The following is a 13,996-nucleotide window of genomic DNA, read 5'->3' as shown; positions in this document are numbered from 1 at the left end:
GACTTTGCCTATAAAATATAACTTATACATTATTATAACCCATAGGTTATGTTGACTATTCACCTGTGGGGGCTTATATGTATGAATTGCTATTTCACCCAGAGGCTGAGAGAGAAATTTATGAGCTCGAACCTGTTATGCAGGCCAAGGCGCTTAAAGGACTTGAAAAGCTGGAAGCCAAAGGACCGGAACTGAGATATCCGGACACGGACATCATCGAAGGCGGATTGTTTGAGTTACGGGTTGGCCGAAAAGATATCACCAGAACGTTTTTTGCTTATGCGAAAAGACGTAAGATCTACATCTTAAGAACGTTCATAAAGAAATCCCCTAAGACACCGAAAGCTGAAATAGCCTTGGCGAAGTCAAGATGGGAGGAACTGAAAGATGACAGTTAAAGGTATTAAATTTTCAGAAGTTAAAGCTAAATCTCTTGCTAATCCTGAAGTTAGAAAGGCCTATGAGGAAGAAAGCCAGGAAGAGGAACTTCGCGCAGTCCTGATCGAAATGAAGTCTAAATCAGGACTGACAAGCACAGAGATTGCTGTACGAATGGGGGTCAGCCAACCCGCAGTGAGTCGGCTGGAGAGGAATGTTTCAAATGCAAGCCTCTCCACTTTACGACGATATGCAGCGGCCTGTGGAATGCGCATTAAACTGTCCCTTGGTTAAAAACACCCGCTAGCGCTACCTTTCCCTTTGTCGGGGCGCCGTATACTGCGCCCCTATAAACGTTTCAATCCGCCGTCTGGGGTTTCATACGCATACCAACAATGGCCGAAAGCAGGCACCCTAGCGCCAGATAGGCGGCAACCAGATGCCAGGAGCCGTCCATCAACTCCACCAGCAACACGGCAATAAACGGCGTGAAGCCACCGCCGACCACGCTCGCGACCTGATAACCAACTCCGGCTCCGCTATAGCGGTATGCCGTGCCGAACAGCTCGGTAAACATCGGCTGCTGCACGCTGACCAGCATATCGTGCGCCATATTTCCCAGCATGATGGCAAAGAAGATAATCATCACCGTGTTACGGCTTTCCAGCGCCATGAAAAACGGTACCGTGCTGGCAACACCAATCAATGCTCCCGTCACGTAGATCCGCCGTCTGCCAAAGCTATCGGCCAAATAGGCAAAGCAAGGGATCGAGACACAGCTCACCGCCCCGACCAGCAAGCCAATATTCAGGAACAGATCCCGTGACAGGCCAAGATGGGTGGTTGAGTAGTTCATGGCAAAGGCCGTGACGATATACATCGTCAGCAGTTCGCCAAAGCGTAGGGCAATGATCAACAAGAAGGCTTTGGGGTTCTGGCGCAGCGCCTCAAAGATCGGGAACTTGCGGATTTTCTCGGCCCGTTCGTGCAGCGTTTTATTGGCTTCAAACTCCTGTGACTCATCCATGCCGTTACGGATCCACCAGGCAATGGCGACCAGCACCAGGCTGAACAGGAACGGCAAACGCCAGCCCCAGTTGATAAAGTCCTCATTGCTGGTGTAGTGGCTGACCAGGGAAACAGAACCAGTAGCCAACAGCAGCCCGACGCCAAAACCAATCTGTACGCCGCTGCTGTAAAAGGCTTTTCTCTTCTTAGGCGCGCTTTCTACCGCCAGCAAGGCAGCACCACCCCATTCACCACCCACAGCAAACCCTTGCACCGCTCGTAGCAGCACCAGCATGACCGGGGCCCACCAGCCGACCGAATCGAACGAGGGCAGCAGGCCGATCAACGCCGTAGAGATCCCCATCATCCAGACGGTGATCATCAGCATACGCTTACGGCCCAGCTTATCGCCAAAATGCCCGAACACCATGCCACCTAACGGGCGGAACAAGAAACCGACGCCAAAGGTGCCAAAGGCGGCCAGCGTGCCCATCGTTGGGCTGACCTGCGGGAAGAATTCGGTGTTAAAGACTAAAGCGGCAACTATTCCGTACAGTAGGAAGTCGTACCAATCGACTACGGCACCAACAAAGCTTCCCCAGGCGGCGCGTCGCGCGCGGCTTTGAGAATACTGGGTTGATGAGGTTATTTCACTGTTGGCAGCGCTGCTGCCACTGACTGAAGTTGAGGTATCCATGCCTGTCCCGTTATTTTAACTTTACAGCACTGTACAACAAAAAGCCCCGGCTAGGATAGCCAGGGCTTTAGTCATTCACTGCTTAACGTGCAGTCAGGGATGAAGTGACTTATTCGTCACTGCCACCCAGGTTACCGGCGTTGAGCAATTCGGCCAGGTTGGCTGTCGCTTCTTCCGCGCTAACCAGCGGAACAACCGGAGTTTCACCCAGAGCCTTACGGCGCATACGATCCTGGTGATAAGCGTAACCGGTACCGGCTGGGATCAGACGGCCCACGATCACGTTCTCTTTCAGGCCGCGCAGTTCATCACGCTTACCGGCAACGGCCGCTTCGGTGAGAACGCGCGTCGTTTCCTGGAACGATGCAGCAGAGATGAAGGACTCGGTCGCCAAGGAAGCCTTGGTGATACCCAGCAGATCGCGTGAGAAGGTTGCTTCGATCTTGCCTTCAGCAGCAAGTTTACGGTTAGCAATCTTAACACGTGATACTTCAGCCTGTTCGCCTTCCAGGAACTCGGTGCTACCAGCGCTAACGATGGTCCCTTTACGCAACATCTGACGAACGATAACTTCGATGTGTTTATCGTTAATCTTAACGCCTTGCAGACGGTAAACTTCCTGCACTTCGTTGGTGATGTAGCGGGTAACCGCATGCACACCACGCAGACGCAGAATGTCATGTGGAGATTCTGGGCCGTCAGAAACAACGTCACCACGTTCCACAATTTCACCTTCGAACACGTTGAGCTGACGCCATTTAGGGATCATCTCTTCGTAAGCGTCGCTGCCGTCCAGTGGAGAGATTACCAGGCGACGTTTGCCTTTGGTCTCTTTACCGAACGAGATAATCCCGCTGATTTCAGCCAGGATTGCCGGCTCTTTCGGACGACGTGCTTCGAACAGATCAGCAACGCGTGGCAGACCACCGGTAATATCCTTGGTACCGCCGGATTCCTGAGGAATACGCGCCAGGGTATCACCCGCACCGATCTGAATGCCGTCTTCCAGCTGCACAATCGCTTTACCCGGCAGGAAGTATTGAGCAGGCATATCAGTACCTGGGATCAATACGTCGTCGCCTTTGGCATCAACGATTTTCAGTGCCGGACGCAGGTCTTTACCGCTACCGGTACGCTCTGCGCTGTCCAGTACTACCAGAGAAGACAAACCGGTCAGTTCGTCGGTCTGGCGGGTAATGGTCTGGCCGTCAACCATATCGGCGAAGCGAATGAAACCGCTCACCTCGGTCACAACCGGCATGGTGTGTGGATCCCAGTTAGCAACGGTTTCGCCGCCGTTAACTTCTGCACCATCACCTTTGCCCATTACGGCACCGTAAGGCACTTTGTAGCTTTCTTTGGTACGGCCGAATTCGTCGATCAGCTTCAGTTCGGTATTACGCGAGGTAATTACCAGCTTGCCTGCGGCGTTCATAACGAACTTCACATTGCTCAGCTTCAGGTTACCTTTGTTCTTCACCTGGATGCTGGATTCTGCTGCCGCACGAGATGCCGCACCACCGATGTGGAACGTACGCATCGTCAGCTGTGTACCCGGCTCACCGATGGACTGGGCCGCGATAACGCCGATGGCTTCACCTTTGTTGATGATGTGACCACGTGCCAGGTCGCGACCATAGCAGTTGGCGCACACACCAAAGTCGGTTTCACAGCTAACTACGGAACGGACTTTAACGCTGTCGACAGAGTTCTCTTCCAACAGGTCACAAGTCTTCTCGTTCAGCAGGGTGTTACGTGGCACCAGGATGTCAGCCGTACCCGGCTTGATGACATCTTCAGCAGTCACACGACCCAGAACGCGTTCACGCAGTGGCTCTTTAACGTCACCACCTTCGATAACCGGAGTCATCATGATGCCGTTGTGAGTACCACAGTCGTCTTCGGTCACTACCAGATCCTGCGCCACGTCAACCAGACGACGGGTCAGATAACCGGAGTTTGCCGTTTTCAGTGCGGTATCCGCCAAGCCTTTACGAGCACCGTGCGTGGAGATGAAGTACTGGAGTACGTTCAGACCTTCACGGAAGTTCGCAGTGATTGGCGTTTCAATGATGGAGCCATCTGGCTTGGCCATCAGGCCACGCATACCCGCCAACTGACGGATCTGAGCGGCAGAACCACGAGCACCGGAGTCGGCCATCATAAAGATGCTGTTGAAGGAAACTTGTTGTTCCACCACGCCGTCACGGTTAACCACGTCTTCAACCGACAGGTTTTCCATCATCGCTTTAGCAACACGTTCGTTCGCCGCAGCCCAGATATCGATCACTTTGTTGTAGCGTTCGCCCGCGGTAACCAGACCAGATTGGAACTGCTCCTGGATCTCGGCAACTTCGGTTTCCGCTTCTTCGATGATCTCTGCTTTCTTGGCTGGGATAACCATGTCATCGATACCTACAGACGCGCCTGAACGGGCAGCGTAAGCAAAACCGGTGTACATGATCTGGTCAGCGAAGATTACGGTCGGCTTCAGGCCCAGGATGCGGTAACAGGTGTTCAGCATCTTGGAGATCGCTTTCTTGCCCAAAGGCTGGTTGACGATCGAGTACGGCAGACCTTGCGGTACGATCATCCACAGGATGGCGCGACCGATAGTGGTATCAATAATCGAAGTCTGGTGAACAGATTCACCTTCGGTATTCTTGATCTCTTCTGTAATACGCACTTTTACGCGTGCATGCAGAGAGGCCAGACCGGCGCGGTAAACGCGTTCAGCTTCTTTAGGACCCGTCAGAACCATGCCTTCGCCTTTGGCGTTAACACAGTCACGAGTCATATAGTACAGACCCAATACAACGTCCTGAGAAGGAACGATGATTGGCTCGCCGTTCGCTGGTGACAGGATGTTGTTGGTAGACATCATCAACGCACGCGCTTCCAGCTGGGCTTCCAGCGTCAACGGTACGTGAACAGCCATCTGGTCACCATCGAAGTCGGCGTTGTATGCCGCACAAACCAGCGGGTGCAGCTGGATCGCTTTACCTTCGATCAGAACCGGTTCAAACGCCTGAATACCCAAACGGTGCAGGGTTGGTGCACGGTTCAGCAGTACCGGGTGTTCGCGGATCACTTCGTCCAGGATATCCCAAACGACAGCTTCTTCGCGCTCAACCATTTTCTTGGCGGCTTTGATCGTTGTGGCCAGGCCACGCAGTTCCAGCTTGCCGTAGATGAACGGTTTGAACAGCTCCAGTGCCATTTTCTTCGGCAGACCGCACTGATGCAGACGCAGGTATGGACCTACGGTGATTACAGAACGACCAGAGTAGTCAACACGTTTACCCAACAGGTTCTGACGGAAACGACCCTGCTTACCTTTGATCATGTCGGCCAAAGATTTCAGAGGACGCTTGTTGGAACCGGTGATGGCACGACCGCGACGGCCGTTATCCAGCAGGGCATCTACCGCTTCTTGCAGCATACGCTTTTCGTTGCGCACGATGATGTCCGGCGCAGCCAGATCCAGCAGGCGTTTCAGACGGTTGTTACGGTTGATCACGCGGCGGTACAGATCGTTCAGATCTGAAGTCGCGAAACGGCCACCATCCAGTGGAACCAATGGACGCAGATCTGGCGGCAGTACCGGCAGCACGGTCAGGATCATCCACTCTGGTTTGTTACCAGATTGCACGAACGCTTCCAGCAGCTTGATACGCTTGGTCAGCTTCTTACGCTTGGTTTCGGAGTTGGTTTCGTTCAGCTCTTCACGCAGCTGCTCACACTCGGCTTCCAGATCCATGTTTTTCAACAGGGCCTGAATAGCTTCCGCACCCATCTTGGCGTCGAATTCGTCACCAAACTCTTCCAGCGCATCCAGATACTGCTCTTCAGTCAGGATCTGACGACGCTCGAGGTTGGTCATACCGCCTTCGACTACTACGTAGGATTCGAAGTACAGTACACGTTCGATGTCACGCAGCGGCATATCCAGCAGCAAACCGATGCGCGAAGGCAGCGACTTCAGGAACCAGATGTGCGCAGTTGGGGAAGCCAGTTCGATGTGGCCCATACGCTCACGGCGTACTTTGGTCTGGGTCACTTCAACGCCGCACTTCTCACAAATCACGCCGCGGTGTTTCAAGCGCTTGTACTTACCGCACAGGCACTCGTAATCTTTTACCGGCCCAAAGATACGGGCGCAGAAAAGGCCGTCACGCTCAGGTTTGAACGTACGGTAGTTAATGGTTTCCGGCTTTTTAACTTCACCGAACGACCATGAACGGATCATGTCTGGCGATGCCAGAGCAATCTTGATCGCATCAAACTCTTCGGTCTTAGTTTGCGCTTTCAGAAACTTTAATAAGTCTTTCACGGATTGGCTCCTGTCGGAGTTAAACCTGTTGGGCGCACGCTGACAAATCGCGCGCCCGTGTGACCTGAACAACCACCCTCTGGCTCCCTAAGGTCGGGAGCCAGAGCTGGAATAGCGATTAGTCGCCTTCCAGTTCGATGTTGATACCCAGCGAGCGGATTTCTTTCAACAGTACGTTGAAGGACTCCGGCATGCCTGGTTCCATACGGTGATCGCCATCCACGATGTTTTTGTACATCTTGGTACGGCCGTTGACGTCATCCGACTTAACGGTAAGCATTTCCTGCAAGGTGTAAGCTGCGCCGTATGCTTCCAGCGCCCACACTTCCATCTCACCGAAGCGCTGACCACCGAATTGCGCCTTACCACCCAGCGGCTGCTGAGTAACCAAGCTGTAAGAACCGGTAGAACGCGCGTGCATCTTATCGTCAACCAAGTGGTTCAGTTTCAGCATGTACATATAGCCGACGGTTACCTGGCGCTCGAACTGCTCGCCGGTACGGCCATCAAACAGCGTAATCTGACCTGAAGTCGGGATACCGCCCATTTCCAGCAGTTGCTTGATTTCTGACTCTTTCGCACCATCGAAGACTGGGGTTGCGATCGGCATACCTTTTTTCAGGTTCTCTGCCAGACGCAAGACTTCGTCGTCGGTGAAGGTGTTCAGGTCAACTTTCTGGCAAACGCCGTCACCCAGATCGTAAGCCTTCTGGATGAATTCACGCAGCTTGGCCACTTCCTGGTGCTGCTTGAGCATTTGGTTGATCTTCTCACCAATGCCTTTCGCCGCCATACCCAGGTGAGTTTCCAGGATCTGACCGATGTTCATACGCGATGGAACGCCCAGCGGGTTCAGAACGATGTCAACCGGCGTACCGTTTTCATCGTAAGGCATATCTTCGATCGGGTTGATCTTGGAGATAACACCCTTGTTACCGTGGCGGCCTGCCATCTTGTCACCCGGTTGGATCTGACGCTTAACGGCCAGATACACCTTGACGATTTTCAGCACGCCTGGTGCCAGATCGTCGCCTTGGGTGATCTTACGACGCTTGGCATCCAGCTTCTTCTCGAAGTCGGATTTCAGTTCGTCGTACTGCTCTGCCAGCTGCTCCAGCTGGTTTTGCTTGTCTTCGTCGGTCAGGCCCAGTTCCAACCAGCGATCGCGTGGCAGTTTGCTCAGCTTCTCGGCTTCGATACCACCAGAAACCAGTACCGCATGGATACGAGCGAACAGGCCAGCTTCCAGGATCTGCAGTTCTTCAGTCAGGTCTTTCTTCGCCTGCTTCAGCTGCATCTCTTCGATTTCCAACGCACGCTTGTCTTTGTCCACGCCATCGCGGGTAAAGACCTGCACGTCGATAACCGTACCGGAAACGCCGTTTGGTACGCGCAGAGAAGAGTCTTTAACGTCAGACGCTTTCTCACCGAAGATCGCACGCAGCAGCTTCTCTTCTGGCGTCAGCTGGGTTTCACCTTTCGGCGTTACCTTACCAACCAGAATGTCGCCACCGGTCACTTCTGCACCGATATACACGATACCGGATTCATCCAGTTTGGAGAGCGCTGCTTCACCCACGTTAGGGATGTCGGCGGTGATCTCTTCCGGCCCCAGTTTGGTGTCGCGAGACACGCAAGCCAGTTCCTGAATGTGGATGGTGGTGAAGCGATCTTCCTGTACTACACGCTCGGAGACCAAAATGGAGTCTTCGAAGTTGTAGCCGTTCCAAGGCATGAACGCGACGCGCATGTTCTGACCCAATGCCAGTTCACCCAGGTCTGTAGACGGGCCATCTGCCAGCACGTCGCCGCGCTCGATTGGCTCACCCAGATTCACACAAGGCATCTGGTTGATACAGGTGTTCTGGTTAGAACGGGTGTACTTGGTCAGGTTATAAATATCGATACCTGCTTCGCCCGGGTACATCTCGTCTTCGTTAACTTTGATAACGATACGGGAAGCATCCACGTACTGGATCACACCACCACGTTTGGCTACGGCAGTAACACCGGAGTCAACCGCTACGGCACGTTCCATACCGGTACCTACCAGCGGCTTGTCAGCACGCAGGGTTGGCACCGCTTGACGTTGCATGTTCGCACCCATCAATGCACGGTTGGCGTCATCGTGTTCCAGGAATGGGATCAGTGAAGCACCAACAGAAACAACCTGCTGGGTTGATACGTCCATATAGTCAACCTGGTCGCGGCTAAACAGGCTTGATTCGCCTTTGCTACGACAGGTAACCAGGTCTTCTTCGAAGCGGCCTTCTTCATCCAGGTTGGAGTTCGCCTGAGCGATAACGAAGTTGCCTTCTTCAATAGCAGACAGATAGTTGATTTCATCGGTAACCACGCCGTCACGCACGCGGCGGTACGGGGTTTCCAGGAAGCCATACTCGTTGGTCTGTGCGTACACGGACAAGGAGTTGATCAGACCGATGTTTGGACCTTCCGGCGTTTCGATTGGACACACGCGACCGTAGTGAGTCGGGTGTACGTCTCGAACTTCAAAGCCGGCACGTTCACGGGTCAGACCGCCTGGGCCCAATGCAGAGATACGACGTTTGTGCGTGATCTCGGACAACGGGTTGTTCTGGTCCATAAACTGGGACAGCTGGCTTGAACCGAAGAACTCTTTCACCGCCGCCGAAATTGGCTTGGCGTTGATCATGTCCTGAGGCATCAGGGTATCCAGATCGCCCAGGGACAGACGTTCTTTCACCGCACGCTCAACACGTACCAGACCGACACGGAACTGGTTCTCGGCCATTTCGCCAACGGAACGGATACGACGGTTGCCCAAGTGGTCGATATCGTCCACTTCGCCTTTACCGTTACGGATATCGATGAGCTTCTTCATCACTTCGATGATGTCGTCTTTGCTCAGGATGCCCGAACCTTCGATCTCGTCACGCAGCAGAGAACGGTTGAACTTCATCCGGCCAACCGCAGACAGATCGTAGCGGTCTTCAGAGAAGAACAGGTTCTCAAACAGGCTTTCCGCGGCTTCACGCGTTGGTGGCTCACCAGGGCGCATCATGCGGTAGATTTCTACCAGAGCGCTCAGACGATCGCTGGTTGGGTCGACACGTACGGTTTCAGAGATGTACGCACCGTGGTCCAGATCGTTGGTGAACAGCGTTTCGATACGCTTGTGGCCTGACTGGCTCAGCTTGGCCAACAGATCCAGTGACAGCTCCATGTTGGCTGCACAGATCAGTTCGCCGGTATTGGTATCGATATAGTCCTTCGCGACCACTTTGCCCGCGATGTACTCAACCGGTACTTCAATACTGCGAATTTCGTCTTTTTCGAGCTGACGGATATGACGAGCGGTGATACGGCGTGCTTTCTCAACGTAGATCTTACCGTTGGCTTCGATATCGAAGGACGCAGTTTCACCACGCAGACGCTCTGGAACCAGCTCCATCTGCAGCTTGTTATCACGGATCTCGAAAACAACTTTCTCAAAGAACAGGTCAAGGATCTGCTCAGTGGTGTAGCTCAGCGCGCGCAGAATAATGGTCGCAGGCAGTTTACGGCGACGGTCGATACGCACGAACAGGTTGTCTTTCGGGTCAAACTCGAAATCCAGCCATGAGCCACGGTAAGGGATGATACGTGCGTTATACAGCACTTTACCCGAGGAGTGGGTTTTGCCCTTATCGCTGTCGAAGAACACACCAGGACTACGATGCAGCTGGGATACGATAACCCTCTCAGTACCGTTAATGACAAAGGTACCGTTTTCGGTCATGAGCGGAATCTCGCCCATATAGACTTCTTGTTCCTTGATGTCTTTGACCGTACCTTCTGGTGCTTCACGTTCGTAGATGACCAGGCGCAGTTTTACGCGCAGCGGTGCAGAGTACGTCACACCACGGATCTGGCACTCTTTAACGTCAAACACCGGCTCACCAAGACGGTAGCTAACGTATTGCAGCTCCGAATTGCCACTGTAGCTCTGGATCGGGAAAACAGAACGGAATGCGGCTTCTAAGCCGTATTGCCCTTCTGGGTCTTGCTCGATAAATTTCTGGAACGAGTCAAGCTGGATAGAAAGGAGATAAGGTATGTCCAAAACTTGCGGACGCTTACCAAAATCCTTACGAATACGTTTCTTCTCGGTATAGGAGTAAACCATAGGGTTCCTCAGCTCGCTGGAAAGTCGAACCTATTGTCCGTCCGGATAGGGGACGGTTCATGCAACACCGTTTTGTTGACCGGAAAGCGAGAACACTTTCCGCAATACTCGTTTCTATCACGCTTAAATCATTTCATTGCCGTGGCGGCAGATTCGGCTGCGGCGCAGAGGGCAGTATATTAAGTCGTCGATAGAAAGAAATATTGGGGTTAGCCAGTAGTCAAACAGTGTGAAACTCTACTGACGCCCTACAGCGCAAAAAGGCTGGTGACCAAAAAGTCACCAGCCATCAGTCTGTTAGTTAAAACAGACTGCACTCCAAAAGCAGTGGCTTATTTAACTTCAACTTCAGCGCCAGCTTCTTCCAGAGCTTTTTTCAGTGCTTCAGCGTCGTCTTTGCTGATGCCTTCTTTCAGTGCTGCTGGTGCAGACTCAACCAGGTCTTTAGCTTCTTTCAGACCCAGGCCAGTTGCGCCACGTACTGCTTTGATTACTGCAACTTTGTTCGCGCCGATACCTTTCAGTACAACGTCGAATTCAGTTTTTTCTTCAGCAGCTTCAACAGCAGCAGCAGGACCTGCAGCTACAGCAGCAGCAGAAACACCGAACTTCTCTTCCATAGCGGCGATCAGTTCAACGATTTCCATTACAGACAGGGCTGCAACGCCTTCGATAATTTGGTCTTTAGTGATAGACATAACAAAAGTTCCTAAAATTCAGAAATAGTTTAAATACGTAAGCAAAGGCTAAGAAAGAGAGAGGCTTATGCCGCTTCTTTCTGATCGCGTACTGCAGCCAGAGTGCGAACCAATTTGCCAGCAGCGGCTTCTTTCATGGTTGCCATCAGGCGTGCGATTGCTTCATCGTAAGTAGGCAGCGTTGCCAAGCGGTCGATTTGTGCCGCAGGGATCAGCTCACCTTCAAAGGCCGCAGCTTTAACCTCAAATTTTGCATTCGCTTTCGCGAACTCTTTGAACAGACGAGCAGCAGCGCCCGGGTGTTCAGTAGAGAATGCAATCAAGGTAGGACCGACAAACGTGTCTTTCAGGCATTCGAACGGAGTGCCTTCAACTACGCGACGCATCAAGGTGTTACGAACAACACGCATGTAAACGCCAGCTTCACGACCTGCTTTACGCAGTTCAGTCATTTTATCAACGGTAACGCCACGAGAATCCGCAACTACCGCAGACAGCGCGCCTTTGGCTACTTCGTTGACTTCAGCAACAATCGCTTGTTTGTCTTGAAGATTTAATGCCATTAGCTTTTTGCTCCTGGATTTAGCCGGGGAAAATCCCCGGAACTCACTTCACTCAACAGCTTGTGCGAACACGCGCCGTTGAGCGGCTTAACACGGTGAGCAGAATCCAGCAAAGACCATTCTTTTTAAAAAAGAAAAAATTTCTTTAGGCTCTGTCACCGTCTACGCAGGAAGGATTAAGTGCCTTGCGGCACACCTGCGGTCTTGGACGGAGGCCTGGATAGGCCAGGCTCCAACCGAAAAATCTGTTGTTCCGCACGTAGCAGAACCTTGGGGGATAAGATTCTAGATGAATCCCACCCCCAAGTCAAAGCGATTAATCACCAGGTGATTAGTTCGCTACAGCAGTCAAGCCGCTTTGATCGATAGCTACGCCAGCACCCATGGTGGTGGAGAGGCTAACTTTCTTGATGTACACGCCTTTTGCCTGAGATGGTTTGGCTTTTTTCAGCGCAACCAGCAGAGACTCCAGGTTTTCCTTCAGCTTGTCTGTGTCGAAATCAACCTTACCGATAGTGGTATGGATGATACCGTTTTTGTCGTTACGATAACGAACCTGACCTGCTTTAGCGTTCTTCACAGCTTCAGCAACGTTAGGGGTAACGGTACCCACTTTCGGGTTAGGCATCAGACCACGTGGACCCAGAACCTGGCCCAGTTGACCTACAACGCGCATTGCATCCGGGGAAGCAATAACTACGTCGAAGTTCATCTCGCCTTTCTTGATCTGGTCAGCCAGGTCTTCCATACCTACCAGCTCTGCGCCTGCAGCTTTAGCAGCTTCAGCGTTAGGGCCCTGGGCAAATACGGCAACGCGAACGCTGCGACCGGTGCCGTGTGGCAGAACGGTAGCACCACGAACGTTTTGGTCTGATTTACGAGCGTCGATGCCGAGGTTAACGGCAACGTCAACGCTTTCTACGAATTTAGCGGTGGCCAGCTCTTTCAGCAGAGCAACAGCTTCGAGGATGTCATACTGTTTAGTAGCATCAACTTTGTCACGGATCACGCGCATGCGCTTGGTCAGCTTAGCCATTTCTTAATCCTCCACTACCAGGCCCATGGAACGAGCAGTACCTTCGATGGAGCGAATCATCGCTTCAACGTCAGAACCAGTCATGTCCGCAGCTTTGGTTTCTGCGATTTCACGAACCTGTGCACTAGTCACTTTGCCAACTTTTTCTTTGTTTGGCTTGCCGGAACCAGATTTAACACCAGCCGCTTTCTTCAGCAGAACTGCTGCCGGCGGGGTTTTGGTTACGAAAGTGAAGGAGCGATCAGAATAAACTGTAATAACAACCGGGATCGGCAGGCCTTTCTCAACGCTGTCAGTCTTAGCGTTAAATGCCTTACAGAATTCCATGATGTTAACACCTTGCTGACCCAGAGCTGGACCAACTGGTGGACTTGGGTTAGCCATACCGGCTGCAACTTGCAGCTTAACGTAGGCTTGTACTTTCTTGGCCATTGAAATTTCCTCGTTTGGGTAATATCGCCTCCTGAGAGGCTCCCCGTGTTTCGTCTCGCTGCAAGAGCAAGACATCTAAAAACAAAAGGCGCGAAATTATAGTTCAATTTCGCGCCTCTGACAAGCCACAAATCCGCTCGCCTTGCTGATTATTTGATCAGCCTTTTTCTACCTGGCTAAAGTCCAGTTCCACCGGCGTTGCACGGCCAAAGATGGAGACAGACACTTTCAGGCGGCTCTTCTCGTAGTCCACTTCTTCAACGACACCGTTAAAGTCAGCAAATGGACCATCGTTGACGCGCACCAATTCACCCGGCTCGAACATCGTTTTCGGACGTGGCTTATCACCAGCCTGCTGCAGGCGGTTCATAATAGCATCCACTTCTTTATCGCTGATCGGTGCAGGACGATCGGAAGTTCCACCGATGAAGCCCATAACACGAGGAACACTGCGCACCAGGTGCCAGCTGGCGTCATTCATCACCATCTGAACCAGTACATAGCCAGGGAAGAATTTACGCTCACTCTTACGACGCAGACCGCCACGGATCTCCACCACTTCTTCGGTGGGAACCATGACTTCGCCGAACAGCTCTTCCATATCGTGCAGTTTGATATGTTCACGCAGCGATTGCGCTACGCGACCTTCAAAACCGGAAAACGCCTGAACGACGTACCAGCGTTTTTTTGGGGCTTCAGACATT

General features: G+C 52.5%; 10 protein-coding genes. 2 read left to right on the top strand and 8 right to left on the bottom strand.

Going from position 1 to position 13,996, the window contains the following annotated elements:
* Positions 1–77: 77 nt before the first annotated feature.
* Together WN53_RS09920 and WN53_RS09915 are read left to right on the top strand one after the other, a co-directional pair.
* Positions 78–398: a type II toxin-antitoxin system RelE/ParE family toxin gene (locus WN53_RS09920; RefSeq protein WP_024485324.1), complete on the top strand. Its 321-nt coding sequence runs from the start codon at positions 78–80 to the stop codon at positions 396–398.
* On the top strand, positions 388–672 hold the full coding sequence (locus WN53_RS09915; RefSeq protein ID WP_024485325.1) for a helix-turn-helix domain-containing protein: 285 nt from the start codon (positions 388–390) through the stop codon (positions 670–672). Before WN53_RS09920 ends, WN53_RS09915 begins: the two co-directional genes overlap by 11 nt.
* A 64-nt stretch (positions 673–736) precedes the next feature.
* On the opposite strand, the gene shiA is transcribed toward WN53_RS09915, so the two are convergent.
* The 8 genes from shiA to nusG all read right to left on the bottom strand — a co-directional run bounded on the left by shiA (position 737) and on the right by nusG (position 13,995).
* Positions 737–2,083 carry a shikimate transporter gene (shiA, locus tag WN53_RS09910; RefSeq protein ID WP_024485326.1) on the bottom strand — a complete coding sequence of 449 codons (1,347 nt, stop codon included), beginning with the start codon at positions 2,081–2,083 and terminating at the stop codon, positions 737–739.
* A gap of 109 nt (positions 2,084–2,192) precedes the next feature.
* Positions 2,193–6,416 carry a DNA-directed RNA polymerase subunit beta' gene (rpoC, locus tag WN53_RS09905; RefSeq protein WP_024485327.1) on the bottom strand — a complete coding sequence of 1,408 codons (4,224 nt, stop codon included), beginning with the start codon at positions 6,414–6,416 and terminating at the stop codon, positions 2,193–2,195.
* Positions 6,417–6,534: 118 nt separating this feature from the next.
* On the bottom strand, positions 6,535–10,563 hold the full coding sequence (gene rpoB / locus WN53_RS09900; protein WP_024485328.1) for a DNA-directed RNA polymerase subunit beta: 4,029 nt from the start codon (positions 10,561–10,563) through the stop codon (positions 6,535–6,537).
* A gap of 332 nt (positions 10,564–10,895) precedes the next feature.
* Positions 10,896–11,261 (bottom strand): 50S ribosomal protein L7/L12, encoded by a 366-nt coding sequence (rplL, locus tag WN53_RS09895; protein WP_021182158.1) that lies wholly within the window; start codon positions 11,259–11,261, stop codon positions 10,896–10,898.
* Between the two features lie 65 nt (positions 11,262–11,326).
* Complete coding sequence (rplJ, locus tag WN53_RS09890) at positions 11,327–11,824, bottom strand: 50S ribosomal protein L10 (RefSeq protein ID WP_024485329.1); 498 nt, start codon at positions 11,822–11,824, stop codon at positions 11,327–11,329.
* 331 nt (positions 11,825–12,155) lie between these two features.
* Positions 12,156–12,860: a 50S ribosomal protein L1 gene (rplA, locus tag WN53_RS09885; protein ID WP_024485330.1), complete on the bottom strand. Its 705-nt coding sequence runs from the start codon at positions 12,858–12,860 to the stop codon at positions 12,156–12,158.
* A 3-nt stretch (positions 12,861–12,863) separates the two neighbouring features.
* Positions 12,864–13,292 (bottom strand): 50S ribosomal protein L11, encoded by a 429-nt coding sequence (gene rplK, locus WN53_RS09880; RefSeq protein ID WP_024485331.1) that lies wholly within the window; start codon positions 13,290–13,292, stop codon positions 12,864–12,866.
* Between the two features lie 157 nt (positions 13,293–13,449).
* Positions 13,450–13,995 carry a transcription termination/antitermination protein NusG gene (gene nusG / locus WN53_RS09875; RefSeq protein ID WP_021182154.1) on the bottom strand — a complete coding sequence of 182 codons (546 nt, stop codon included), beginning with the start codon at positions 13,993–13,995 and terminating at the stop codon, positions 13,450–13,452.
* Position 13,996 lies beyond the last annotated feature (1 nt).

Source organism: Serratia fonticola, from assembly GCF_001006005.1.
Lineage (GTDB): Bacteria > Pseudomonadota > Gammaproteobacteria > Enterobacterales > Enterobacteriaceae > Chania > Chania fonticola.
Note: the sequence above shows the minus strand (reverse complement) of the source record. Positions and strands in the feature narration are given on the sequence as shown.